Below are 25,308 nucleotides of genomic sequence, written 5' to 3'. Positions count from 1 at the left end.
CGCGCTTTCCTCCGGGGCGTTAACCTTCTTTTTTACATAAAGTGCACGCATGGAAAAAGGCAGCGGGCAAAAATCGCGCCTGCTGCCTTGAAAATCACTTCATTTTCCCATAAAGGGACAAAAATAGATTTACGATGGCTGATGGATTCCCAATACTTTAGACAATGTAGCACGTTCTTCAGCGGTTAAAGGAACGAGCGGAAGCCTTACCGATCCTACGTCCAGCCCTTTCAGCTGCAGGGCGGTTTTTACCGGAGCGGGGCTTGGTGCCGCGAATAACCCCTGCATGACCGGAAGAAGCTGCTGATGCAGACGGGCCGCTTTGTCAGTATCTTTTACGAAAAATGCCTGGACCATTTCCTGCATTTCATTGCCGATAATATGGGAAGCCACTGATACGACACCAAACCCGCCAATGGAAAGGACAGGCAAAGTAATGCCGTCGTCTCCACTGTAGAGGATGAAATCTTCAGGTGTATTTGCGATGATTTTTGTCATGGCATTCAGGTCGCCGCTGGCTTCCTTTACTGCTACGATATTTGGAATCTCGGATAGGCGGATGATCGTTTCCGGTGAGATATTGACGACAGCCCGGCCCGGAATGTTATAGACCATTACCGGCAGAGTTGTACTTTCCGCCACCGCCTTGAAATGCTGGTATAGGCCTTCCTGATTTGGCTTGTTGTAATAAGGGGCGACCACCATAACAGCATCGACGCCAAGCTGTTCCGCTTTTTTTGTCATTTCAATTGATTCATACGTATTGTTGCTGCCTGTTCCCGCAATGACAGGAATCCTGCCGGCGACTGTTTTGACGGCATGGCTGAACAGCGCAAGCTTTTCCTCTTTTGACAATGTTGGGGATTCGCCGGTGGTACCCGCAATGACAAGGGAATCAGTCCCATTTTCGATTAAATGGTTGATCAACTGTGTTGTTTTTGAAAAATCGATATGTCCTTTGTGATCAAAAGGAGTTACCATCGCAGTAGAAACTCTTCCAAAATGAATCATTGTCCTCTTCACCCGTCCTTTGTTTGGTTTGGGCAGGCAAGGCACCTGCCGGCTTATTATGTTCATGTATGTTTACAATCGTTACAGCCTTTCAATAATCGGCGGGCTCATTTTCAAGCTGGAATGCGTCATGAAGGGCATTGACCGCCTTTACAAGGTCGTCCTGTTTTACAAGGACCCAAATGGTTGTATGGCTATCTGCTGACTGGAGAATGCGGATACCCTGGCCGGCAAGAGCTGTTACAATCCTAGCCGTTACTCCCGGAACCCCGGCCATCCCCGCGCCGACAACCGATACTTTCGCGCAATTCCTTTCCACAACGGGCTCATGCCCGATTCCATTCAGGACAGAAATCGCCCGGTCGGCAGAATCCTCCGACACTGTGTATACTACCCCATTTGGAGAAATATTGATAAAATCGACAGAAATTTTCTCATTCGCCATTGCCTTGAAGACTTCGGATTGCAGGTTGTATTGGCCTTCTTTTGCAAACACCTTAATCTGTGTCACGTTAGGCACATGGGCAATCCCGGTAACTGGCCGTTCCTTAATATCACTGCCTGCGCTCGTTCTTGCCTGGCTTGTTACGAGTGTACCCGGGCCGTCCGAATATGTGGACCGGATGCGCATCGGCACTTTTGCCTGCATCGCGATTTCAACCGCCCGCGGATGGATGACTTTTGCCCCCTGATAGGCAAGATTGCATACCTCTGTATAGGTGACGACTGGCAGTGGCCGAGCATTTTCGGCGATTCGAGGGTCGGCCGTCATGATTCCTTCAACATCCGTAAAGATATCAATCCACTCGGCGCCAAGAGCTGCGCCGATTGCCGCGGCAGTTGTGTCGCTGCCTCCCCTGCCAATGGTCGTTATGTCCCCGTTTTGGGCTATACCCTGGAAACCCGCGACAACGACAACATCCACTTCACTCAATTCTTCAAGCAGCCGCTCGCATTTCATTTCAATGATTTTGGCATTTGTATGGTCATCATTTGTCCGGAAACCAGCCTGTGCTCCATTCAGGGCGGCAGCCTTAATGCCCGATTCAAGAAGAAGCGATGTAAACACTACGCTGGAGATGATTTCACCGCAGGACATGAGCATATCAATTTCACGCCTGCTGATTTTCCCGATGCTTCCTTCCACTAGGGATAAAAGCGTGTCTGTGGCGTATGGGTCTCCCTTGCGCCCCATTGCCGAAACAACCACGACGACCTTATACCCCTCCGAAAGGGCCTTTTCTATATGGCTTTTGGCATTTTGCCTGCTTTCTTCATTCCTGACGGATGTTCCGCCAAACTTCTGGACAATTAATTTCATTCAAGCACCCCAAAACTGCTATGTTGTTTATTACTTTTGTCCAACAACGCCGAGGCGGACAAGGCTTTCCGCGATTTGCACGGAGTTCCAGGCCGCGCCTTTCAGGAGATTGTCCGAAACGACCCACATATGGAAGCCCTTCGTGTTATCAAGATCCCTTCTCACCCTGCCGACAAATACATCCTGTTTCCCTACGCAATCAGCCGGCATTGGATAAACCTGGTTGGCGGGATCATCCTGAAGGACAACACCTGGCGCTTCTTTTAAAAGCTCCCTAATATTGTCCGCGGTAACGCCGTCGGATTCAATTTCAAAGTAAAGAGATTCCGAGTGGCCTGTCTCGACAGGGAGCCTGACACATGTAGCCGCTACCTGAAGGCTCTGGTCGTGCATGATTTTTTTCGTTTCATTGATCATTTTGAGTTCTTCAAGTGTAAAGCCGTTATCATCAAACATATCAATCTGCGGAATTGCATTGAAGGCAATTTGATAATGCCTGTCTGCACTTTTAACCGGAAGGACTTTTGGTTCAAATTCCTCTCCGGCAAGGATGGCCCGGGTCTCCTCTTTCAATTCCTCAATCGCCGCGGCCCCCGCGCCGGATACAGCCTGGTACGTAGAGACAATGATTTTTTTCAGGCCGAATTTCTTTCGAATCGGTTCAAGCGCAACAACCATCTGTATCGTTGAACAGTTTGGATTCGCTATAATTCCTTTATGTGTATGGACGTCCTCTTCATTTACTTCGGGAACAACAAGCGGCACTTCCTGATCCATCCGGAACGCGCTCGTATTGTCGATGACAATGGCCCCACGCTTTGCGGCTTCCGGCGCAAGCTCCTTCGAGACACTGCCGCCCGCGCTGAATAACGCGATATCAATGCCTTCGAAGCTTTCCGGCCTGGCCTCCTCGACCACATATTCCTTCCCATTTACCGTTACAATCTTCCCTGCCGACCGGGATGAGGAAAGCAGGACTAGCTTTTCAATCGGAAAGTTCCTTTTCACAAGTGTTTCAATCATTTGCTGGCCAACAGCGCCAGTTGCACCTACTACAGCCACATTCAATCCAGTTTGACCATCCATTTTCTGTTAACCCCTTCCGTCCAAAAAAGCCTCAAGTTGACTATTTTAAGTGAATGCTATCCTATGATGGAGCTTCCCCTTAAAGAAGATCCATATGTATGAAAGGTATCAGCGGGCTTAGCCCGCCGACAAACTTTCCTACATTTTATCACATTCCCCCGACAATGAAATAATCAATTGCATGGCTGGCTCGAATTGGTTAGTTTTTATCCAGGTACCTCTCCACAAGAACAGGCTGCAATTGGACTCCTTCAAGGGCGGATTCCACCGTTTCTTTTAAAAGTCCCATCCTTGCAACCATCGAATTCGGTTTTTTTACCGGGTCGTCCTGCCCGAACGGAATGAAAAAAATATTTTTGGACGACATAAGCCTCATTAGGTTAACACCGTTCAACCCAAGCGCGTCATTCGTTGAAATTCCCAGGACGACCGGCTTCTGGTTCCGGAGTGTCGCCTTTGCTGCCATCAAAACAGGGGAGTCATTTATCGCGTTCGCGAACTTGCTCATCGACGCTCCCGTCAACGGGGCAATGACCATGCAATCCAGGGGTTCCTTCGGGCCGAGCGGTTCGGCTTTAACGATTGAATCTATCGCTGTTTTCCCGGTCAGCTGTTCGATCCTTTCAATCCAATCCTCTCCCTTGCCGAATCTTGTCTCGGTATTCTTTACCGTAAACGTGACAACAGGAACAACCTCCGCGCCAGCGTTTACCAGCTTCTCAATTTCCGGGTAGACGGCGTCATATGTGCAATGTGAGCCTGTAAGGCCGAAACCGATTCGTTTCCCTTTAAGATTCATGTCACTTTCCCCTCTCTATTTTTAAGATCCGATTGAAGCAATTGCGTTAGGACGTTCGCCAAAATCTGGCCTGCTGTCTTCGGGGCCACAATTCCGGGTAACCCCGGCGCAAGGAGTGCCTTAATGCCCCGTTTTTCGGCGTAACGGAAATCGGTTCCCCCCGGCTTTGAGGCAAGGTCGATGATCAACGTATGCGCCGCCATTTTCGAGATAACCGAGGCGGTGACGATTTGGTGCGGTACCGTATTGATGACGATATCCACATCCCTAAGTTCTTTTTCTATATCCGAAAGATGAAAAGGCTCAAGTGCCATTTCCGTAACCCTTGCAAGGTGTTCGGTTTTCCTAGCTCCTACTTTCACCTTGGCTCCGAGCGCGGAGAACGCTCTTGCCACACTCATGCCGGTCCTTCCAAGCCCGAGGACTGCCACTTTCGATCCATGGATTGTGATATCGGTATGCTGGATCGCCATCATGATCGTTCCCTCGACGGTAGGAATCGAGTTGTAAATCGCGACATCATCTCTTTCAAATAACTGAACAAGCCGCCGTTTTGCTTGCTTTGTTATGCCAGTCAAATATGGGTTCGTTATTCCGGAATAAACCGTGCATGATTCAGGCGTTTTGGCCAGACTTGCTTCTGTTAAAATAACCTGTTCATTTGAAAAAATCGTTTCAACCTGGCCCTCCAGGCTGGTTCCCGATACCGGGAGAATTAGCGCATCCATTTCAGATAAGTCCGCTTCGGCGAGTTTTTCCTTTTGCGCACCTGTAAAGGCATGATCCAGTTGCTCGAAACCAATCAGCGATAGTCTTGCATCGAGTTCGGTCAGCTTCCTGATAATTTCGAGCTGCCGGGCATCTCCGCCAATTATGGCTATCTGCATACCTGTCAGCATGAACCCTTCACCTTCTTTATAAGAATCATTCGTTGCCCAGGTCTCCAGGCTACTTATCAGTTTATGAAGGGAAGCGGATTTCGGTGAAAAACAAAGGGGAATGCTGGCTTGTTCAGCTGCTCATATGTAAAAAAACAGCCATTAGCTTATATGGAATTTAGCGTTAACGTGGACCTGTAACCGGCTAAACGTTTTTATCAAATGAAGCCCATGAAAAAAACCCGGCTGCATTTCAACCGGGTTTGGTTAACATAATGTTATTATCGTTTTGGGAAGGGAATATTCAGTCTTTATAGCTATACATAAATTTAAACTGGCGTGATTCCTCTATCGAGGTTACTCGTCGGCTTCTCCAGGGAAATCAATGATAATCATGTCTGCACCGATTTTTTTGATGTGCTTCCATTGAACCCGGATTTCTTCCCCTTGCTTGCGGAGTCCAAACCATTTAAGGGACGGGATTAGCAGTGCCTGAATTTGGCCTGTTTGTTCATTTATCTCAAGATCGGTTTGCCCTAGGACCCCGAGCCGCTCCGCCCGCTTCACATCCACAATTTCCTTTCCGCTTAGCTCGCTTAGCCTCAATTAGATCGCCCCCCTGCTATTCTTTTACTAGTGTATAGCGTAAAGGTGGAAAATAGACTAGCCGAAATTGGGCAACCGCTCTCTGAATGGGGGTGAAATTAATGACTGGTAGCGAGAGTTTCCGTTCAATATCCAAACACGAGACATCTTTGGACTCATGTCCTCGGATTTTCGCATTCTCTGTCCAAACATGGGGCTTCTTTGGACATATGTCCCCAGAGTTTTACAATCTATGTCCAAACACGAGACATCTTTGGACACATGTCCCCGAATTTTCCCTTTCCGAGTCCAACTCCCCACAATACAAAAAAGCCATTGCATCCGCAATGGCCACTTAAAATCAATTATTTCAATTTAGCTGGGAGTTCTCCGTCCGGGCTGATCAAGGCGATCGAGAAGTGGTTTGAAAAAATCGAGTTTGCTAGACGGTCCACGCCCTGTTTCGATACATTGTCGATCAGCTCCACGATTTCATCCAGTGAACGGTGATGTTTTAACAGCAATTCGTTTTTCCCGTTCCGGCTCATCCTGCTATTCGTGCTCTCAAGGCTTAGCATCAGACTTCCCTTGAGCTGTTCTTTGCTGTTTGTCAGCTCTTTATCGGTTATTCCGTCACGCTTCAACGTATCAAGCGTCTCCTGAATTGTTTCATACAGCAAATCGAGCTGTTTAGCGCCGGTGCCGCCATAAATCGTAACAATCCCGCTGTCCTGATAGGCAGAATGATACGAAAAGACCGAATAGGCGAGCCCGCGCTGTTCACGGACATCCTGGAACAGTCGGCTGCTCATGCTGCCGCCAAGGACATTGTTTAACACAATAAGGCTGTAAATATCATTATGGCCAACTTTCAGCCCTTCAAAGCCAATGCAGAGGTGGGCTTGTTCGGTTTCCTTTTTCCTGGACAGCCTGTTTGCATGAAAATCCGGTTTGTTTTCGCGGATAGAAGGATTGCCGCCTTCGTACGAGCCGAAGCGTCTCTCCACCTTCGATATAAATGTGTCGGAAATATTCCCGGCAATCGAAATGACGACATTCTCGGGTGTATAATGGTTGTAAATATATTCATTAAGCTTGTCGCCGGTGAAGGTTTCAAGCGTCGATTCCGTTCCAAGGATCGGATAGCCGAGCGGATGGTTTTCATATACCGCCTTGCTTAAGAGGTCATGGACAATGTCATCCGGTGTGTCATCGTACATTTTGATTTCTTCCAATACAACATTCTTTTCCTTCTTCAGCTCTTCACTGTCAAACGTTGAATTGAAAAACATATCAGAAAGGATTTCAAGCGCGAAATCCGCATGCGCATCAAGCACTTTTGCATAATAGCAGGTGTATTCTTTCGAAGTAAAGGCATTTACCTGGCCGCCGATACTGTCGAATGATTCAGCGATTTCCCGGGCTGTACGCGTTTTTGTCCCTTTGAAGAACATGTGCTCCAAAAAGTGTGAAATTCCGTTGTTCTCAGACATTTCATTTCTGGAGCCTGTGCCGATCCAGACTCCGATGGCAACGGACCTGACTGTTGGAATCGTTTCCAGCACAACCCGTACACCATTTTGACAAGTATATTTCTTAATCATCGAATTCCTCCTGTTCTTGGACAACTGCTGCGGCTAGCTCTGAAATCATTTTACATGTTTGGGGCGAATTCTCCAAATTTTAACGGCTCCTTCGCAAGCTATTCGAAAACTTCTACCCTGCTTTCTGATAGCATATCGGAAACCGTTCCGATTTTCAGCTTTTTTTCTTTTATAGATATAATCAGGCGTTCGAGGGCGATTACGGTTGGCTCCGTCGGATGCATAAGGATGATTGAGCCATTTGAAACCTTCGACGATACCCTGTTAATAATTGTTTCCGGGCTCGGCTTTTGCCAATCGACCGTATCGACGGTCCACATAAGGGTCCGCATCCCAGCTTCAGCGGCAATCGCTGTTGTTTCTGGTCCCATGCTGCCGCTCGGCGGGGCAAACCAGGCACATTTACTACCGGTTGTCGCTTCTATTACCTCATTTGTTTTTCTTAACTCATCCAGGGCTTTTTCTCTGGATACTCGTTTCATATCCGCATGCGAATAAGAATGATTGCCGATTTCATGCCCTGCGGTGGCAATCATTTTGGCTAGCTCCGGATTCTTCTTTACCCAATTTCCTTCTAGGAAAAAACTGGCGGACACATTGTGCCTCTTCATGACTGCCAGCATATCAGGCAAGTACTCGTTACCCCAGGCGACATTAACTGCAAACGAAACCATAGGCTTTGACGGGCTACCCCTGAAAGTCGGCGCGGGAGGCAATTGGCCAAGATGGACCTTTGGCTTGACTTCCTTATATACGAGCTTCTTGGGGTCGTATTTTCCTGAAGCTTTCATTTTCCGGTACGAGGCGGGAATGTCGACCTCCAGCCCATTATATCCTGGCATCGCTTTCCAAACTTTATCAATGCGGGCATCTTCAGCAGGGAATCCTTTATCCTTAGCCTCTGCTAAAATTCTCTCATACAAAGGATCTTTCTGCTTTGAAACGGCCTGCGCACCTGTTTTCAGCGATTGTATGTATGTCCCGACCAAAGGGCTGTTAACGAATGATAATGAAAGAAAACATGCAACAAGAAATAGTCCAAACCGTTTTGCCATTTTCGCTCCCTCCTCCATACAAAAGTATGTTGGCGAAGCATTTGATAGAACAAGCCTCCATCGGCGAGTTATCGGCTTGTCGATGGGTTTCTCCCGGTGGGAAACCGGCAGCCGCGCTTTCATGTTGCTTTTAAATGAGAAAAGCCAGGGATGTCCCCTGGCTTCGTTTCCCATCCATATTTAAGGCAATCAACCCAGCCGCGGAATAATCAGGATGCATTACTTATTTTGTTGATCCGCTTTTTCGCGCTGCTCTTTCAGGACGGCTTTCCTAGATAGGTTCACTCTGCCCTGGCGGTCGATTTCAGTTACCTTTACAAGCATCTCATCGCCAATTTTCACGACATCCTCGACTTTTCCGACCCGTTCTTCAGCAAGCTCGGAAATGTGGACAAGCCCGTCTTTGCCGGCAAATATTTCAACGAAGCAGCCAAACTTCTCAATCCGCTTCACTTTTCCAAGATAATATTCCCCGACCACTACTTCACGGACGATATCCTCAATGATTTTCTTGGCTTTCTGGTTCATTTCTTCATTAGTGGAAGCAATGAATACAGTTCCGTCCTGCTCAATGTCGATTTTTACGCCGGTTTCTTCAATGATTTTATTGATCTGCTTGCCGCTAGGCCCAATGACATCCCTGATTTTGTCCGGATTGATGGTCATTGTCAAAATCTTAGGCGCATACGGCGACAGCTGCTCCCTTGGCTCGGAAATGGTCGCAAGCATTGATTCGAGGATCTGCATCCTACCTTTTTGCGCCTGTTCCAAAGCCTCCTGGAGAATTTCGCGGGAAAGACCTTCGATCTTGATGTCCATTTGAAGAGCCGTAACCCCTTTTGACGTGCCGGCAACCTTAAAGTCCATATCGCCAAGATGGTCTTCCATCCCCTGGATATCTGTCAAAACTGTATAATTTTCACCTGATTTTACAAGGCCCATTGCAATACCCGCAACTGGTGCCTTGATCGGCACACCTGCATCCATCATCGCAAGTGTGCTTGCGCAGATGCTCGCCTGCGATGTCGAACCATTCGATTCCAATACCTCGGATACGAGACGTACGGTGTATGGGAAATCCTTTTCAGATGGAATGACAGGCTCAAGCGCTCTTTCGCCTAAAGCACCATGGCCAATTTCCCTTCGGCCAGGGCCCCTGATCGGCCCGGTTTCCCCAACAGAGAAGAGCGGGAAGTTGTAATGGTGCATGAACCTCTTTTCTTCCTCAAGGCCGAGGCCGTCAAGAATCTGGACATCTCCCATCGCACCAAGCGTACAAACGCTAAGAGCCTGGGTCTGCCCGCGGGTAAACAGACCGGAGCCATGGGTACGCGGCAAAATGCCAACCTGGGAAGACAACGGGCGGATCTCATCCACGCCGCGGCCGTCCGGACGTACCTTCTCTTCAGTAATCAAGCGCCGCACTTCATCCTTTACGAGCTTGTCCAGGATTTGTTTTACCTGCTTGATGTCTTCGTCGGTTGCATCCTGCTCTGCATACTTCGCAAGAACCTGGTCCTTTACTTCTTTGATGGCCGCTTCACGCGCATGCTTCTCCTGCACCTGGATCGCGCTTAGGATATCTTTTTCACACAGTTCAAGAACTTCAGCTTTCAAGTCCTGGTCAACCTGATAAAGGGTTACTTCACGCTTTTCCTTGCCGCAAGCCTTAATGATTTCATCCTGGAATTCAATAAGGCGCTTGATTTCCTCGTGGCCGAACATGATTGCTTCAAGCATGACTTCTTCAGGAACTTCCTTCGCTCCCGCTTCAACCATGTTGATCGCATCCCTTGTGCCGGCGACAGCGAGGTGGATATCGCTCTTCTCACTTTGTTCAACAGTCGGGTTAATGACAAAATTTCCATCGACTCGCCCAACGATGACACCCGCAATTGGACCTTCGAATGGAATATCGGAAACGCTCAATGCAAGCGACGAGCCGAACATCGCAGCCATATCGGACGGACAGTCCTGATCCACGCTCATGACGATGCTGATGACCTGGACATCGTTCCGGAAGCCCTCGGCGAACAATGGCCGGATTGGACGGTCAATCAGGCGGCTGGCGAGGATCGCTTTCTCGCTTGGACGCCCTTCACGTTTAATGAACCCGCCAGGGATTTTCCCGACGGCATAAAGGCGCTCTTCATAGTTGACTGTCAATGGGAAAAAGTCTACATTTTTTGGTTCCTTTGATGCGGTTGCAGTACTGAGTACCGCTGTATCACCATAACGGACCAGGACCGCGCCATTCGCCTGCTTAGCAAGTTGGCCAATTTCAACAGTTAACTTTCGTCCCGCCCAATCAATGGAAAACTCTTGTTTCGGTGATTCCATATAGTTATTACCCCTCTTTCCGGCTCATTCGCTTCCGAATAGGCCCACAGCAAATACATTTATTTAATAACAAATCAATGTTAGTATGCTCAAATTTCAGCTGGCTTAAAATATGTATGAATATTGCCACTCTATTTTTACCTAACAAAAAAGCGGGAAAATTCCCGCTTCTTTTGACTATCGACGTAAGCCAAGCTTATTGATTAACTCACGGTAGCGTTGAACGTCCTTGTTGCGAAGGTAAGTCAAAAGGTTACGGCGCTTACCAACCATTTTCAAAAGACCGCGGCGTGAATGGTGGTCTTTCTTGTGAGTGCGCAAATGATCGTTCAGATTGTTAATCGATTCTGTAAGGACAGCGATTTGGACCTCTGCGGATCCAGTATCGTTTTCATGAGTTTTGAACTCATTGATTAGCTCGTTTTTGCGTTCTTGCGTGATTGCCATCCTGTTCACCTCCTAAAATTTCAATCCCCGTTTACTGAGCAAGCGTCGGTGATTTCGACTTGCCAAGCAAAGGTTCTTTTTAATACGTTTATAAGAATACAACGTTTTGGCACAAAAAGCAAGCATGAACCTTGAATAGAAAGGATTTATTGGTCTTTAATGCCGAAATAATCCATAGCATCCTGCTTGTCTTTCGAAATTTGGGCCACCAGGGCTTCGATGCCTGAAAACTTTTGTTCTTTCCGGAGATACTTGTGCCACTCGACAATCACAGATTTACCATAGACATCTTCCGAAAAATTGAATATATGGACTTCCACGGACGGCTTGCCTTCCATGTCTTTGTTGAATGTCGGCTTGAACCCGATATTGCAAACACCAAAGTGCCATTCCCCGCCAATATTGATTCGGACCGCGTATACACCCGGAGGCGGAATGATATAACCTTTTTCCGGTTGGACATTGGCAGTCGGAAACCCGATTGTCCTTCCTCGCTTGTCTCCATGGATGACCACACCTGGTGTCGTGTAATTCCTTCCGAGCAGATCGGCGACTTCATCCGTCCGCCCTTCAGATAACAGCTTCCTGATGCGGGAGGAGCCGATTTTCTCGCCTCCATCACTTAGCTTCCCGACGGTTGTGTGCGTAAATTCCCCTCTTGAATGGAAGGGCAGTGTTTCCATCGTCCCTTTTCCCATCCGTCCGTACGTGTAATCAAAGCCGGCTGAAACATGGACAATATTCAGTCCGATGATATATTGGTCCACAAATTCCTGCGGAGTGAGGTTGGCAAATTCAGGCGTGAAGTCAACGATGTATAAAATATCCACCCCCTGGTCTCCGATACGCCGGATTTTTTCATTAAGGGGCGTGATATGGTCGATATCCTGTCCGACCTTTCCAAGCACAGCCTTCGGGTGCGGATGGAAAGTCATCACAGCCGTTTTTATCCCCTTTTGCGCGGCATGCTTCCTTGCATCTGCGATGACGCGTTGGTGTCCGCGATGGACACCATCGAAATACCCAAGCGCAACAGCGGCCTTAGGCACCGCATGCAGGTCCAGCTTATGGGGGAATCCGAGATTTATTACTTCCACTATTGGTTCACCTTTCTCGTAAAGCTGCATCTTCGCAGGACTTACAATGAAGCCGTTGAAGAATAATCTTTAAAGTTCCCTGTCATTTCGAAGCACTTTAACTGGCTTCATGATCCCAGGTTTTTCGGGATGGCGGCTGTAAATGGCCAGAGCCTTGCCGTCCCGGCTTTCCATAGCGATAGGGCCGTCCACATCCATGAATTGCTCAGGGATTGGCAGGCGCATACCGTTCTTCACTTTCTCTGCTAATGTATCACTTATCCTGTATTTCGGCAAATGAGAAAGCGCGCTTTCAAGCGGCCGGAGGGCTTTTTCGATTACCCCCTTCTCCATCATTTCCGCAATGTCGGAAAAAGTAAGGCAATCCTCAAGCGAAAAGGATGCGGAACGGGTCCTCACAAGCGAGGACATATGAGCTGGATAGCCGAGGCGCTCGCCAATCATGACGGCAAGGGTTCTGATGTAGGTTCCCTTGCTGCATTCAGCTCTAAATCGGAAGCTGATTTTCTCATCGGCGAATTCTGTCCGGCTGTCCAATAATTCAAGCGAGTATATATTTACCTTCCTGGCAGGCCTTTCAATTTCCTGGCCATTCCGCGCGTATTCATATAATCTTTTCCCGTTTACCTTAACGGCCGAATACATTGGCGGCACCTGGACAATTTCCCCTGTCAATGATTCGAGGACCGAGAGGATTTCCTCCCTCGAAATGACACGACCAACTTGAATTTCCTCTACGATGGCTCCCGAAGCATCTTCCGTTTCTGTTGAAATGCCAAGTGTCACTTCGCCCTCATACGCTTTTCCCGCATCGGTTATGTATTCGGCAACCTTTGTCGCCCTTCCTACGCAAACCGGCAAAACTCCTGTAACGTCGGGGTCGAGTGTACCTGTGTGTCCGACCTTTTTTGTTTTTAAAATTTTTCTCAGCTTAAATACGCAGTCATGAGAAGTTAGCCCGGCAGGTTTAAAAAGCGGTATAATCCCTTCCATCGCCACTGCTCCCTTCAGTTTATCTTAAGTCAGAAAAAAGATGGATAGACATACGTCTACCCATCGTGCCTACTCATCATCGTTTTGGCCACTTTGCTTTTCTTCATTGTGGATTTTCGTGAGGAGTGTTTCAATCCTGTTCCCATAGTCGATCGACTCATCGAATTCAAATACGATTTCCGGGGTTTTCCTCAAGCGGATTCGGCTGCCGATTTCGGAACGGATGAATCCTTTTGCCTTGGCGAGTCCCTTCAACGTATTTTCCCGTTGTTCCTCATCGCCGAGAACAGAAATGTAAACCGTTGCCTGCTGAAGGTCGCCCGTTACCTGGACATCCGTTACCGTTACAAATCCGATACGGGGATCTTTTATTTTTCGGCCGATGATATCAGTCAGCTCTTTTTTCATCTGTTCTCCAACACGGTTTGCTCTATGGCTCATGTCAGTCACCTCGTATTTTAAAGCCATTCTATATCGGTGAGGGTCCTTTCTATTTCTGGAAAGGAATCAATAAGCTTAATTGCGTTTTGGATTTCCCTCTCAGCGGGTACCTTCGATGATGCAATGGCAGCGACCGCGATAGCGGTCCTTTGCCACGCATCCTGATAATCCACTTCTGAAACCGAAACATTGTATTTTTGCCGAATGCGCGTGATGATCCTTTGGAGGACCGCCCGTTTATCTTTAAGGGATCCAGCATTGTAAATCATGCATTCGCACCTTGCAATGCCCACAATCATTTTCTTTCGATCTCTTCCATGATGAACGCTTCGATGATATCCCCTTCCTTGACATCATTAAAGTTTTTAATGGTTATACCGCATTCATAACCTTGTGCGACTTCCTTGGCATCGTCCTTGAAACGCTTCAAGGCGTCAATTGTTCCTTCAAAAATGACCACGCCATCACGAATGACACGGATACCGCTATCTCGGGTAATCTTGCCATCTGTTACATATGAACCGGCAATTGTACCAATTTTGGATACTTTGAATGTCTGGCGCACTTCAGCCTGCCCGATAACTTTCTCCTGGAATTCAGGATCAAGCATACCCTTCATGGCTGCTTCTATCTCTTCAATAACCTTGTAAATAATCCTGTGCAGGCGCATATCCACTTTTTCAGCCTCTGCTGCACGTTTAGCATTCGCATCAGGACGGACATTAAATCCAATGACGATAGCATTTGAAGCAGCCGCTAGAGTGATGTCAGATTCATTAATAGCACCGACCCCAGTATGGATGATTCGAATATTGATTCCTGGAACTTCAATTTTCATAAGTGATCCAGCCATTGCTTCTGCAGAACCTTGAGCATCAGCTTTAATAATGATGTTCAAGTCTTTCATTTCCCCTAGTTTTAACTGTTCAAACAAGTTATCTAGGCTTACACGGGATTTTTCGCCTCGGGATGCAACCAATGCCTGTGAGGCACGGGATTCTCCGACCTGCCTTGCTGTTTTCTCATCTTCAAAGACAACAAAACGGTCCCCTGCCTGCGGCACGTCACTCAGGCCAGTGATTTCAACTGGAGTTGATGGGCCGGCTTCTTTAACACGGCGCCCTTTGTCATTGACCATCGCTCGGACACGCCCGAACGTATCGCCGACAACAATAGGGTCGCCGACTTTCAGCGTTCCGTTCTGTACAAGCAATGTCGCAACGGAGCCTCGGCCTTTATCAAGCTGGGCCTCGATGACAGTTCCTACCGCTTTCCGGTTCGGATTCGCTTTGTATTCTTCCACTTCACCGACGAGAAGGATCATTTCAAGGAGATTATCTATACCCTCCCCGGTTTTCGCTGAAAGGGGAACGAAAATCGTATCTCCGCCCCATGCTTCCGGTACAAGCCCGTGCTCGGTCAATTCCTGCATGACCCTATCAGGATTGGCGGTCGGTTTATCCATTTTGTTGATTGCGACAATAATCGGAACTTCCGCCGCTTTTGCATGGTTGATCGCTTCAATGGTCTGCGGCATGACCCCGTCGTCGGCTGCGACAACAAGGATGGTGATATCCGTGATTTTCGCGCCACGCGCACGCATAGTTGTGAAAGCAGCGTGTCCAGGTGTATCGAGGAAAGTGATCTTTTTGCCGTTTTCTTCTACCTGGTATGCGCCGATATGCTGCGTAATTCCGCCAGCCTCGCCAGCAGTTACCTTCGTATTGCGGATTGAATCAAGCAAGGTAGTCTTCCCGTGGTCGACGTGGCCCATGATGGTAACGACAGACGGACGTTCGACAAGATCACCGGATTCATCTTCCGTGAAATAAACCTCAAGATCGGTTGTGTCGATTTTGATTTCTTCTTCCACTTCGACTCCGTACTCGCTTGCAATCAGTTCAATCGCGTCTTTGTCAAGCTCCTGGTTGATCGTCGCCATTACACCGAGAAGGAACAATTTCTTGATAATCTCGGACGGCTCCCTGTATAGCTTCTTTGCGAGTTCCGCAACCGTCAGGGATTCCGTGAAAGTAATCTTTTCAGGAAGCTCCCTTTCTTTTTTCACAACTGGAGCCTGCTGTTCCTGTTGAGGTTTCTTGCCAGGCTTATTTCTGTTTTGGCCTTGGTTATGGTTAGGCCTATTAGAAGGTTTCCCTTTATTGAACGCTTTATTTTCTTTTGACTTGTAATCATTTTCCGTTTTTTTACTCTCTGCTGGCTTTTGGCCTGCTGGCTTTCCAGTAGGCCTTTGCTGGCTGCCTGATCCCGCCTGTTGTGGACGTCCTTGCTGTCCACCCTGCGGACGGGTTGATTGGCTGCCTTGCGGACGGCCATCACGGTTGCCCTGTGGCCGCTGCCCCTGGCTTCCTTGTGGTCGGCCATCACGGTTCCCCTGCGGGCGTGTTCCCTGGCCGCCTTGAGGACGGGATTGCTGGCTGCCCTGTGGACGGGATTGCTGGCTGCCTTGTGGACGGCCTTCGCGGTTTCCTTGTGGACGCTGACCTTGGCTCCCTTGTGGACGGCCATCACGGTTCCCCTGCGGGCGTGTTCCCTGGCCGCCTTGAGGACGGGATTGCTGGCTGCCCTGTGGACGGCCTTCGCGGTTTCCTTGTGGGCGGCCTTCCCTGTTTCCTTGTGGACGCGTCTGCTGATTGCCCTGTGGACGGTTGTCCCGGCTCCCTTGCTGTTGGCGGCTGGACTGGTCGCCCTGTGGCCTTTGCTGTTCCTTAGCATCCTTTTTATTGAAGATGGCTTCCAATTTATTGAAAGCATCTTTTTCAATCGTCGCCATATGATTAGAGACTTCAACATTCATATCTTTCAATTTCGCGATTATATCCTTACTTGAAACATTGTATTTTTTTGCGTATTCATATACACGTGTCTTACTCATTCTTTCACCCCCGCTAGTATTAATCGAGCAGTGTCATCAATTTCGCGGCAAAACCATCGTCCAGTACAGCCACAACTACACGCGCATCTTTTCCAATTGCAGAACCGAGGTCGAACCGGTTGTCGACAGTCTTGCATGGGACACGATAGGAATTGCATTTGTCAGTGATTTTTTTAGCCGTATTGGCAGAGGCATCCGCGGATAACAGGACCAGCTTTGCTTTTCCGTTCCTGATTTCCTTTAGGGAAAGCTCTTCTCCCGAAATGACTTTTCTCGCCCGATTTGCCAAGCCAAGCAATGACATCCATTGATTCGATTTCATCAGGATTGCCGTTTCTCCTTTTCTATGAGCCCTAGGAGCTCGTCATATATCGAAGGATCTATGTCAGTTTGCAAATGGTTTGATAGTACGTTCTTCTTCTTTGCCAACAGGATGGCTTCACGATCCAGGGTAAGGTACGCGCCACGGCCTGACTTCTTACCCGTCAAATCGACTGAAACCTCTCCTTCCTTAGAGCGAACGATGCGAACAAGTTCTTTTTTGGGCCTCATTTCCCCTGTTGCGACACATTTGCGCATCGGAACCTTTTTCATTTTGTTCACGCCATTTCCCTCCGCTCTTTAATCCGTTTCTTCCTCAAAGTCATAATCATCTTCTTCGTAAAATTCTTCCTCTTCGTCAAAAAGCCTGATCGTTTCCTCACGCGGGAAGATGCCCATTTCACGAGCTTCGGTTTCTGCCTTAATATCAATCTTCCACCCGGTAAGTTTTGCTGCAAGGCGGGCGTTCTGGCCTCTTTTGCCGATTGCCAGGGATAATTGATAGTCCGGAACGATCACCGTTGTCGCTTTATCGGCCTCATTGACAATGACATCCAGGACTTTTGACGGGCTCAGCGCGTTTGCAACGAACACTACTGGGTCATCCGACCATTTGACAATATCGATTTTTTCTCCCTTTAGCTCATTCACAACTGCCTGTACGCGTGTTCCTTTCGGGCCAACGCATGAGCCGACGGGATCCACTTCCGGGTTTTCGGAATGCACGGAGATTTTCGACCTGTCCCCTGCTTCGCGCGCGACAGACTTGATTTCAACGGTACCATCATATATTTCAGGTACTTCGATTTCAAATAGCCTTTTTAGAAGGCCGGGATGGGTTCTTGAAACAAATATCTGCGGACCCTTTGTTGTTTTCTCGACCTTAGTAAGAAAAACCTTAATCCTGTCGTGTGGCTTGTAATGTTCATTTGGCATCTGCTCATTGACTGGAAGCAGCGCCTCAATTTTTCCAAGGCTTACATAGATGAATTTGGAATCGATCCGCTGGACAATCCCGGTCATGATGTCTTCTTCACGATCGATGAACTCCGAATAGATGATTCCGCGTTCAGCTTCACGGACACGCTGGGTCACTACCTGTTTTGCGGTCTGGGCGGCAATCCGACCAAAGTCCTTTGGTGTGACTTCCATTTCAACGATATCTTCGACCTGGTAGTTCGGGTTGATTTTCCTTGCCTCGTCAATTGATATTTCCAAACGCGGATCAAAAACTTCGTCAACGACTTCCTTCCTGGCGAACACGCGCATTAACCCGTTCTCCATGTTAATATCGATCCTTACATTTTGCGCCTGGTTGAAGTTGCGACGATATGCTGAAACAAGGGCCGCTTCAATCGCTTCTATTAATACATCCCTGGAAATTCCCTTGTCTCTTTCCAGAATAGTTAGAGCATCCAAAAGTTCGCTGCTCATGAGTCCTTATCCCCCTTTAGCCTTTTTAAATGACATGGCAAACCGTTGGGCGGGATGCCTTCGCTTTTGGGCATCCGCCCATCCTGTTGCTTTATGGCCGCCAATCAGCCGAACGTTACCGCCAGCCTTGCGCTCGCCACTTTCCCAAAAGGAATTTCAACTGTTTTTTTGCGTGTTTTCACTTTAATTTCAAGTTTGACCGTTTGTCCGTCATATTCGAGCAGAGTGCCCTCAAACGACTTTTCTCCGTCGATTGGCTCATAGGTTTTGATAAAAACATTTTTGCCGATCGAATTGATGAAATCCTTTTCCTTTTTCAGCGGCCTTTCCGCACCGGGGGAGGATACCTCCAGGAAGTAATTGTGCGGAATTGGATCGAGTTCATCAAGCTTTTCGCTTAAGCGTTCGCTCACCGTGCCGCATTCCTCGATATCAACGCCATTTTCCTTATCAATGTAAAGCCGTAAAAACCAATCCCGGCCTTCTTTAACGTATTCGACATCGACCAATTCAAGGCCCAGATCATTTACAATCGGAGTGGCCAATTCTTCCACCACTTCAGTTACCTTGCTCATCGCTAACCTCCTTTACAGCTTCTCGCCCATATTGTGCGCTTTTTGCGGTGACAATTATCATTTACCCAGCAAAATGCCTTAGACAACAACGAAAGAGTGGGTTTCCCCACTCTTCCGGACATTTTGCTTAGTATTTCCAATAAGACTATACCATACACATAACCGTATTGCAAATTAACGGCCCTATGTCCGCTTTTAAAAGAGCGACAATTGGTTTTGTTCAGGGAGGGCATCCAGGCAGCCTTGTTTCTCAAGGTATTCGAGAATTGTTTTCGAAACCTTTCCGCGCTGCTGAAGGTCTTCCTTTGATAGGAATTCCCCGTCTTGCCTTGCCTTTACGATGTTTACCGCCGCGTTTGTCCCAAGGCCGGGAATGGAGTTGAATGGCGGTATAAGAGTATTGCCTTCAATAATGAATTCAGCCGCGGCTGATTTGTACAAATCTATTTTTTGGAAAGAGAAACCGCGTTCACACATTTCAAGCGCAAGCTCCAGCACTGTCAGGAGGTTCTTTTCCTTCGGCGAGGCGTCTAGGCCCTTTAAATTGATTTCCTCAATCTTCGCCCTAATTGCTTCCGAGCCCCGCGCCATCGCTTCTATGTCAAAATCCTCCGCCCTTACCGTAAAGTATGCCGCGTAATAAAGGAGAGGAAGGTGGACCTTGAAGTAGGCGATTCTTACAGCCATCAGTACGTAAGCTGCCGCGTGCGCCTTGGGAAACATATACTTAATCTTTTTGCATGAATCGATGTACCATTCAGGCACCTCGTTCTTCCGCATTTCCGCTTCCATTTCGTCCGTCAGGCCCTTACCTTTACGGACCGACTCCATGATTTTGAAAGCGAAGGCGGGATCAAGCCCCTGGTAAATCAAGTAAACCATGATATCGTCACGGCACCCGATTACTTCACTTAGGGTGCAGATTTTGTTATGGATCAATTCCTGCGCATTTCCTAGCCATACATCCGTGCCGTGTGACAGGCCGGAAATTTGGACAAGTTCGGAGAATGTCGTAGGCTTTGTGTCCTCTAGCATCTGGCGGACGAACCTCGTGCCGAATTCCGGAATCCCGAGCGTGCCGGTTTTACACATAATCTGCTCTTCCGTCACACCGAGAGATTCGGTTCCGCTGAAGATCTTCATGACTTCGGGATCGTCCGTCGGAATCGTTTTTGGATCAATCCCGCTTAAATCCTGAAGCATCCGGATGACTGTCGGGTCATCGTGCCCAAGAATATCAAGCTTAAGCAGGTTGTCATGGATGGAATGGAAATCAAAGTGCGTTGTCTTCCATTCCGAAGTCGCCGAATCGGCGGGAAATTGGATTGGTGAAAAATCATATATATCCATATAATCAGGAACAACGATAATACCGCCAGGATGCTGCCCTGTCGTCCGTTTGACCCCGGTGCAACCAGAAGCGAGCCTGTCGATTTCCGCGCCTCTCAGGTGAAGATTGTTTTCCTGCTGGTACGCTTTAACGTATCCAAACGCAGTTTTGTCCGCGACCGTTCCGATTGTACCCGCACGGTAAACATTGTCTTCCCCGAACAGGACTTTTGTATAGTTGTGTGCCCTTGGCTGGTATTCCCCTGAAAAGTTCAAATCGATATCGGGAACCTTGTCGCCTTTGAAGCCAAGGAACGTTTCAAACGGTATGTCATGTCCATCCTTCCGGTATTTCGCCCCGCATTGCGGGCAGTTTTTATCAGGAAGGTCGAAGCCTGAACCGACCGAACCATCATTGAAAAATTCGGAATGCTTGCATTTCGGGCAAACATAATGCGGCGGCAGCGGATTGACCTCTGTAATCTCGGTCATTGTCGCGACGAATGATGAGCCGACCGACCCCCGCGATCCAACGAGGTAGCCATCATCGAGAGATTTTTTAACAAGCTTGTGCGAAATGAGGTAAATGACCGCGAATCCGTGGCCAATGATACTCTTTAACTCTTTTTCAAGCCTGGCTTCAACAATTTCCGGTAGAGGGTCGCCATAAATTCTTCGGGCCATCGCATAGCTCATTTCCCTCATCTCATCATCGGCGCCTTCAATTTTAGGGGTGTATAGGTCATCCTTAATTGGTTTGATTGTGTCAATCATATCCGCGATTTCATTCGGATGTTGGACAACGATTTTCTTTGCCTTTTCAAGGCCAAGGAAGCTGAATTCCCTCAGCATCTCGTCGGTGGTCCTAAAATGGACATCCGGAAGCTTGTGGCGGTTCAGCGGATTGGCGCCGCCCTGTGAGTTGATCAGGATTTTGCGGTAGATTTTGTCGTTTTCATTCAAGTAATGGACATTCCCAGTCGCGGCGACTGGGATGCCAAGTTTTTCGCCAACCTTCACAATATTGCCGATGATTTCCTCAAGCGCCTTTTCGTTTCTGACAAGCTCCATTTCAATCAAATGCGCGTAAACGGGTTTCGGCATCACTTCAAGGTAGTCGTAAAATCCCGCCAGCTCTTCCGCTTCTTCCGGCGACTTTTGCATCATCGTTTCAAAAACTTCGCCGCGGTCACAGCCAGAGCCGACCAAAATCCCTTCCCGGTATTTTTGGAGGACCGATCTTGGAATTCTTGGAACTCTGTAAAAATAGTTGATATGCGAGATCGAAATGAGCTTGAACAGATTTTTCAAGCCAGTTTCATTTTGCGCCAGCAGTGTGCAGTGAAAGGGGCGGGCCCTCTGAAAAGCATTCCCTTTCCCCATGTTTTCATTGAACTGGTCGTGGTATTCGATACCTTTTTCAAGCGAGTCCTTAAGCATTTTCATAAGCAGATAGCCTGTCGCTTCCGCATCATAAATAGCCCGGTGGTGCTGGGTCAGTTCAATATCGAATTTCTTGGCCAATGTATTCAGCCGGTGGTTTTTCATTTCGGGATATAGGAATCTTGCAAGTTCAAGTGTGTCGATAACCGGGTTTTTTGCCTTTTCGTAACCCAATTTTTTATAACCCGCATTGATGAAGCCCATGTCAAAGGAGGCATTATGGGCGACAAAGATATCATCACCGGCCCATTCCTTAAATCGTTCGAGCACCTCGCCGACTTCAGGAGCGTTTTGCACCATATCATCGGTGATCCCTGTGAGGTTGATTGTTGTCGCCGATAGGCGGTGATGCGGATTGGCAAACGACTCGAACCGGTCAATGATTTCACCGTCTCTTATTTTAACAGCCGCAAGTTCGATGATTGTGTCGTAGAATGCCGATAATCCGGTCGTTTCGACGTCAAACACAACATAGGTTGCCTCCGTTAAGGGACGGTGCGCATCATTATAGGCAATCGGGACGCCGTCATCAACAAGGTTTGCTTCAATTCCATAAAGGATTTTAATGTCGTTTTTCTTCCCCGCGGAAAATGCTTCCGGAAAGGATTGGGCAACCGCATGGTCTGTAATCGCGATAGCCTTGTGGCCCCATTTCTTAGCCTGGGCGACCAAGGCTCCTACCGGAGTGACCGCGTCCATCTGGCTCATTGGGGTATGAAGATGCAATTCGACCCTTTTTTCACCCTCAGGGGCGGCGTCTTTCCTGCTCACTGGCTTGATTTCGTTAATATCGTTGCCAATCATGACAAGATCCCGCACGAACGTGTCGTTTTGGATGCTCCCACGGACCCTGGCCCACATGCCTTTTTTCACTCGCTGGAAGAGTGCCGCGTCTTCTTTGTCGCGTGAAAACATTTTCACCATGATTGAGCTCGTATAATCGGTTATTTTAAATGTCAGCAAAGTCCTGCCGCTTCTCAATTCCCTTGTTTCCGCATCAAAAATGTAGCCTTCTACTGCGATTCTCCGCTCTTCATCGACAATCTCGATAAGCTTTCTGAACTCGGCATCGTCCTTGATCGTCAGGCCAATTACAAGCGGCCCCTCATCCGCCTGGGAACCATTCTGCTCTTTCTCGGATTCTCGCTTCTGCAATTCCGCGACCGCGAGCAGAGCCCGTTCCTGGTCTTCTTTTAACTTGGCCTCCATGAACTGCCGATACTCCTCGTTCTTTTCTTCGGAAATCATTTCCGTATCAATGGAGAGTAAGGGGAATCCATAGGTTTGGTAGATGGAAGAAATGATCGAGCCATATTTACTCTTGATGGCTCCTCCTTCTGCACTATTCCTGACAGAAAGGATAAGCCTTGACCCGTGGATTTTGGGGATCTGTTCGTTCATGAGCTTTAGGAGCGGAGGAGCGATGCCGTCAATTTCCTGGATGCATTTTTGCCAGTAGCCATGAATGAGCTCTTCTGAAAAAGACTGGTCGGCAACCTTTAATTCGAATGTAACCCCTTTTGCCAATTCCGAAAATTTCTGTTTCAGCCTTGCTTCGAGCATGCTGTATACGTTGCAGGGAAGAATTTTTTCAAGTGATAGCAGAAAATGCATTGTTCTGGTCTTTCTGCCAATTTGCACCTTTTCTATCATTGCTTTTTGAAAAAATGGAACAAGGGCGTCATCTGTCATTTCCAGCTGTTGAAGCAATAGCCGCAGCCGTTCCATCCTGTCATCCAAATGGGTATTCATTAAACACTCTCCCCATCTCTGTCATTCTATTATCAAATGTTAATTATACCATAGAAACCGCCGTGATTCGGGAAGAAACAACAAAAAATATGCAGTTGGACAAAACCATGCTCCATAAGCGTATAAGCACGAAGTTTCAAGCCCGGAGCCAGAAAAATGCCGGGTGCCATCCTATCGGCACCCGGCTCGTATTAGCTTTCCAACATAGAGTTAATCGTTTCATCCAGCTTATCAGTTTGGACCTCAAAGACCTCGCCAGTTTTTCTGGACTTGACCTCTACAATCCCTTCAGCCGCTTTTTTACCTATCGTAATCCTGACAGGGAGGCCGATCAAATCGGAGTCCGCAAACTTGACTCCTGCGCGTTCCTGCCTGTCATCATATAAAACTTCGAATTTTTTCCCAAGTGATTCGTAGAGTGCTTCCGACAGGTTGGACTGGGCTTCATCTTTCGTATTGACCGCGATAAGATGAAGCTGGTATGGCGCGACAGCTTTTGGCCAGACAAGCCCTTTCTCATCATTGAATTGCTCCGCAATCGCTGACAATGTCCTCGATACGCCAATTCCATAACAGCCCATAATCATCGGCTGGGATTTGCCATTCTCATCAAGGTAAAAGGCTTCCATCGCTTCGCTGTATCGTGTGCCAAGCTTGAACACATGGCCAACCTCAATGCCTTTCGCAAACTGGATGGTCCCTTGTCCATCTGGCGAAGGATCCCCTTCCTTAATGAAACGTACATCCGCATAACGGCTCGCTTCAAAGTCCCTCCCAGGGTTCACGTTCACATAGTGGTAATCCTCTTCGTTTGCCCCGCAGACGCCATTGACAATCGATTCAACCGCAAAGTCTGCGACAATCTCAACATCCTTTACGCCGATTGGGCCGACTGAACCAACTTCACAGCCAAGGATGCTCTTCGTTTCCGATGCCTCGGCAAGCTCAACCGTCGAAGCTTCAAACAGGTTTTTCAGTTTAATATCATTGACTTCATGGTCTCCCCTGACCAAAACAAGGACAGGGCGGCTGTCAATCTTGAATAAAAGCGACTTGATGCACTGTGTTTCATCTACTTGAAGGTAGCTAGATACCTCAGCAATTGTTTTTTTGTTCTCGGTTCTAACTTTTTCCAGTCCGCGAGGCGCCTCGTCGCTTTTCACATATGAAGCCACTACCGGAGCCATTTCAATGTTGGCTGCATAGGAAGAAGTGTCTGAGTAGGCGATTGTATCCTCGCCGATATCGGAAAGGACCATGAATTCATGTGTATCTTTCCCGCCCATTGCCCCGGAATCCGCGATGACGGCGCGGTAGTTCAAACCGCAGCGCGCAAAGATGTTCGAATACGCAGTAAAAATTCGCTCGTATACTTCATCAAGGCTTTCTTTCGATGAATGGAAGGAATAGGCGTCTTTCATAATAAACTCCCTTCCGCGCAAAAGGCCGAAACGAGGGCGCTTTTCGTCGCGGAATTTCGTCTGGATTTGATAGAGCGTCAATGGGAGCCTCTTGTACGACTTCACTTCGTCACGGACAAGGCTTGTAATCACTTCCTCATGGGTTGGTCCCATAGCGAATTCTCGCTCATGGCGATCCTTCATCCTCATCAGTTCTGGCCCATACGAGTACCACCTGCCAGACTCCTGCCAAAGTTCGGCCAGCTGCAATGCCGGCATGAGCAGTTCAACCGCGCCCGCCTTATCCATTTCCTCCCTGACAATCGTTTCGATCTTTACCAAAACCCTCTTTGCAAGTGGCAGGTAGCTGTATACCCCGCTTGCGTTTTGCCGAATGAAACCGGCCCTCAATAATAGCTGATGGCTCTTAACGTCCGCATCAGCCGGAACTTCCCTTAATGTAGGAATCAAGGTCATACTTTGTCTCACTATGTCCGCCTC

General features: G+C 48.1%; 21 protein-coding genes. All 21 read right to left on the bottom strand.

The window, feature by feature from the left end; translation table 11 throughout:
- Window positions 1–129: 129 nt before the first annotated feature.
- The 21 genes from dapA to V1499_RS09435 all read right to left on the bottom strand — a co-directional run bounded on the left by dapA (window position 130) and on the right by V1499_RS09435 (window position 25,296).
- Entirely contained in the window at window positions 130–1,011 is an 882-nt protein-coding gene (gene dapA, locus V1499_RS09535) for a 4-hydroxy-tetrahydrodipicolinate synthase (protein ID WP_409275729.1), read from the bottom strand.
- Window positions 1,012–1,102: 91 nt separating this feature from the next.
- Complete coding sequence (dapG, locus tag V1499_RS09530; RefSeq protein WP_409275727.1) at window positions 1,103–2,332, bottom strand: aspartate kinase; 1,230 nt, start codon at window positions 2,330–2,332, stop codon at window positions 1,103–1,105.
- Between the two features lie 30 nt (window positions 2,333–2,362).
- Complete coding sequence (asd, locus tag V1499_RS09525) at window positions 2,363–3,418, bottom strand: aspartate-semialdehyde dehydrogenase (RefSeq protein WP_409275726.1); 1,056 nt, start codon at window positions 3,416–3,418, stop codon at window positions 2,363–2,365.
- 199 nt (window positions 3,419–3,617) lie between these two features.
- Window positions 3,618–4,217, bottom strand: a complete 600-nt coding sequence (gene dpaB, locus V1499_RS09520; RefSeq protein WP_409275724.1) for a dipicolinate synthase subunit B — start codon at window positions 4,215–4,217, stop codon at window positions 3,618–3,620.
- Window positions 4,214–5,116 (bottom strand): dipicolinic acid synthetase subunit A, encoded by a 903-nt coding sequence (dpaA, locus tag V1499_RS09515; RefSeq protein ID WP_409275722.1) that lies wholly within the window; start codon window positions 5,114–5,116, stop codon window positions 4,214–4,216. Before dpaA ends, dpaB begins: the two co-directional genes overlap by 4 nt.
- Before the next feature lie 336 nt (window positions 5,117–5,452).
- Window positions 5,453–5,701 (bottom strand): YlmC/YmxH family sporulation protein, encoded by a 249-nt coding sequence (locus V1499_RS09510; protein WP_316568532.1) that lies wholly within the window; start codon window positions 5,699–5,701, stop codon window positions 5,453–5,455.
- Window positions 5,702–6,045: 344 nt separating this feature from the next.
- A complete protein-coding gene (locus tag V1499_RS09505) occupies window positions 6,046–7,284 on the bottom strand; it encodes a M16 family metallopeptidase (protein ID WP_409275720.1) in 1,239 nt (412 codons plus the stop codon).
- Window positions 7,285–7,382: 98 nt separating this feature from the next.
- Entirely contained in the window at window positions 7,383–8,339 is a 957-nt protein-coding gene (locus V1499_RS09500) for a polysaccharide deacetylase family protein (RefSeq protein ID WP_409275719.1), read from the bottom strand.
- Window positions 8,340–8,558: 219 nt separating this feature from the next.
- Window positions 8,559–10,679: a polyribonucleotide nucleotidyltransferase gene (gene pnp, locus V1499_RS09495; RefSeq protein ID WP_409275718.1), complete on the bottom strand. Its 2,121-nt coding sequence runs from the start codon at window positions 10,677–10,679 to the stop codon at window positions 8,559–8,561.
- Window positions 10,680–10,856: 177 nt separating this feature from the next.
- Window positions 10,857–11,126 (bottom strand): 30S ribosomal protein S15, encoded by a 270-nt coding sequence (gene rpsO, locus V1499_RS09490; RefSeq protein ID WP_053366210.1) that lies wholly within the window; start codon window positions 11,124–11,126, stop codon window positions 10,857–10,859.
- A 146-nt stretch (window positions 11,127–11,272) separates the two neighbouring features.
- The gene (gene ribF / locus V1499_RS09485; protein ID WP_409275715.1) at window positions 11,273–12,223 is read right to left on the bottom strand and encodes a bifunctional riboflavin kinase/FAD synthetase; all 951 of its coding nucleotides are present in this window, start codon (window positions 12,221–12,223) and stop codon (window positions 11,273–11,275) included.
- A 69-nt stretch (window positions 12,224–12,292) separates the two neighbouring features.
- Complete coding sequence (gene truB / locus V1499_RS09480; RefSeq protein WP_409275713.1) at window positions 12,293–13,216, bottom strand: tRNA pseudouridine(55) synthase TruB; 924 nt, start codon at window positions 13,214–13,216, stop codon at window positions 12,293–12,295.
- Window positions 13,217–13,285: 69 nt separating this feature from the next.
- A complete protein-coding gene (gene rbfA, locus V1499_RS09475) occupies window positions 13,286–13,657 on the bottom strand; it encodes a 30S ribosome-binding factor RbfA (protein ID WP_409275711.1) in 372 nt (123 codons plus the stop codon).
- Window positions 13,658–13,674: 17 nt separating this feature from the next.
- Window positions 13,675–13,953 (bottom strand): DUF503 domain-containing protein, encoded by a 279-nt coding sequence (locus V1499_RS09470; protein ID WP_053368846.1) that lies wholly within the window; start codon window positions 13,951–13,953, stop codon window positions 13,675–13,677.
- Window positions 13,953–16,553, bottom strand: a complete 2,601-nt coding sequence (gene infB / locus V1499_RS09465) for a translation initiation factor IF-2 (RefSeq protein WP_409275709.1) — start codon at window positions 16,551–16,553, stop codon at window positions 13,953–13,955. Before infB ends, V1499_RS09470 begins: the two co-directional genes overlap by 1 nt.
- Window positions 16,554–16,572: 19 nt before the next feature.
- On the bottom strand, window positions 16,573–16,875 hold the full coding sequence (locus V1499_RS09460) for a YlxQ family RNA-binding protein (protein WP_409275707.1): 303 nt from the start codon (window positions 16,873–16,875) through the stop codon (window positions 16,573–16,575).
- Window positions 16,875–17,156 (bottom strand): RNase P modulator RnpM, encoded by a 282-nt coding sequence (gene rnpM / locus V1499_RS09455; RefSeq protein WP_409275706.1) that lies wholly within the window; start codon window positions 17,154–17,156, stop codon window positions 16,875–16,877. Before rnpM ends, V1499_RS09460 begins: the two co-directional genes overlap by 1 nt.
- An 18-nt stretch (window positions 17,157–17,174) precedes the next feature.
- Window positions 17,175–18,308, bottom strand: coding sequence for a transcription termination factor NusA (nusA, locus tag V1499_RS09450; RefSeq protein ID WP_409275704.1), 1,134 nt, complete (start codon window positions 18,306–18,308; stop codon window positions 17,175–17,177).
- Window positions 18,309–18,412: 104 nt separating this feature from the next.
- Entirely contained in the window at window positions 18,413–18,883 is a 471-nt protein-coding gene (gene rimP, locus V1499_RS09445) for a ribosome maturation factor RimP (protein WP_409275702.1), read from the bottom strand.
- A 195-nt stretch (window positions 18,884–19,078) separates the two neighbouring features.
- The gene (locus V1499_RS09440; protein WP_409275700.1) at window positions 19,079–23,407 is read right to left on the bottom strand and encodes a PolC-type DNA polymerase III; all 4,329 of its coding nucleotides are present in this window, start codon (window positions 23,405–23,407) and stop codon (window positions 19,079–19,081) included.
- A gap of 191 nt (window positions 23,408–23,598) precedes the next feature.
- Window positions 23,599–25,296 carry a proline--tRNA ligase gene (locus V1499_RS09435; protein WP_409275698.1) on the bottom strand — a complete coding sequence of 566 codons (1,698 nt, stop codon included), beginning with the start codon at window positions 25,294–25,296 and terminating at the stop codon, window positions 23,599–23,601.
- Between the last annotated feature and the right edge of the window lie 12 nt (window positions 25,297–25,308).

This window comes from Neobacillus oceani (assembly GCF_046237595.1).
Taxonomy (GTDB): domain Bacteria; phylum Bacillota; class Bacilli; order Bacillales; family Cytobacillaceae; genus Bacillus_D; species Bacillus_D oceani.
Note: the sequence above shows the minus strand (reverse complement) of the source record. Positions and strands in the feature narration are given on the sequence as shown.

What these genes read in the sequence shown, in the direction of transcription:
- dapG (WP_409275727.1), bottom strand. Translation starts at nt 2,332, where the DNA reads ATGAAATTAATTGTCCAGAAGTTTGGCGGAACATCCGTCAGGAATGAA.
- pnp (WP_409275718.1), bottom strand. Translation starts at nt 10,679, where the DNA reads ATGGAATCACCGAAACAAGAGTTTTCCATTGATTGGGCGGGACGAAAG.
- V1499_RS09500 (WP_409275719.1), bottom strand. Translation starts at nt 8,339, where the DNA reads ATGGCAAAACGGTTTGGACTATTTCTTGTTGCATGTTTTCTTTCATTA.
- rpsO (WP_053366210.1), bottom strand. Translation starts at nt 11,126, where the DNA reads ATGGCAATCACGCAAGAACGCAAAAACGAGCTAATCAATGAGTTCAAA.
- asd (WP_409275726.1), bottom strand. Translation starts at nt 3,418, where the DNA reads ATGGATGGTCAAACTGGATTGAATGTGGCTGTAGTAGGTGCAACTGGC.
- V1499_RS09505 (WP_409275720.1), bottom strand. Translation starts at nt 7,284, where the DNA reads ATGATTAAGAAATATACTTGTCAAAATGGTGTACGGGTTGTGCTGGAA.
- dapA (WP_409275729.1), bottom strand. Translation starts at nt 1,011, where the DNA reads ATGATTCATTTTGGAAGAGTTTCTACTGCGATGGTAACTCCTTTTGAT.
- nusA (WP_409275704.1), bottom strand. Translation starts at nt 18,308, where the DNA reads ATGAGCAGCGAACTTTTGGATGCTCTAACTATTCTGGAAAGAGACAAG.
- infB (WP_409275709.1), bottom strand. Translation starts at nt 16,553, where the DNA reads ATGAGTAAGACACGTGTATATGAATACGCAAAAAAATACAATGTTTCA.
- V1499_RS09440 (WP_409275700.1), bottom strand. Translation starts at nt 23,407, where the DNA reads ATGAATACCCATTTGGATGACAGGATGGAACGGCTGCGGCTATTGCTT.
- rimP (WP_409275702.1), bottom strand. Translation starts at nt 18,883, where the DNA reads ATGAGCAAGGTAACTGAAGTGGTGGAAGAATTGGCCACTCCGATTGTA.
- rbfA (WP_409275711.1), bottom strand. Translation starts at nt 13,657, where the DNA reads ATGAGCCATAGAGCAAACCGTGTTGGAGAACAGATGAAAAAAGAGCTG.
- truB (WP_409275713.1), bottom strand. Translation starts at nt 13,216, where the DNA reads ATGGAAGGGATTATACCGCTTTTTAAACCTGCCGGGCTAACTTCTCAT.
- dpaB (WP_409275724.1), bottom strand. Translation starts at nt 4,217, where the DNA reads ATGAATCTTAAAGGGAAACGAATCGGTTTCGGCCTTACAGGCTCACAT.
- V1499_RS09460 (WP_409275707.1), bottom strand. Translation starts at nt 16,875, where the DNA reads ATGAAATCGAATCAATGGATGTCATTGCTTGGCTTGGCAAATCGGGCG.
- dpaA (WP_409275722.1), bottom strand. Translation starts at nt 5,116, where the DNA reads ATGCTGACAGGTATGCAGATAGCCATAATTGGCGGAGATGCCCGGCAG.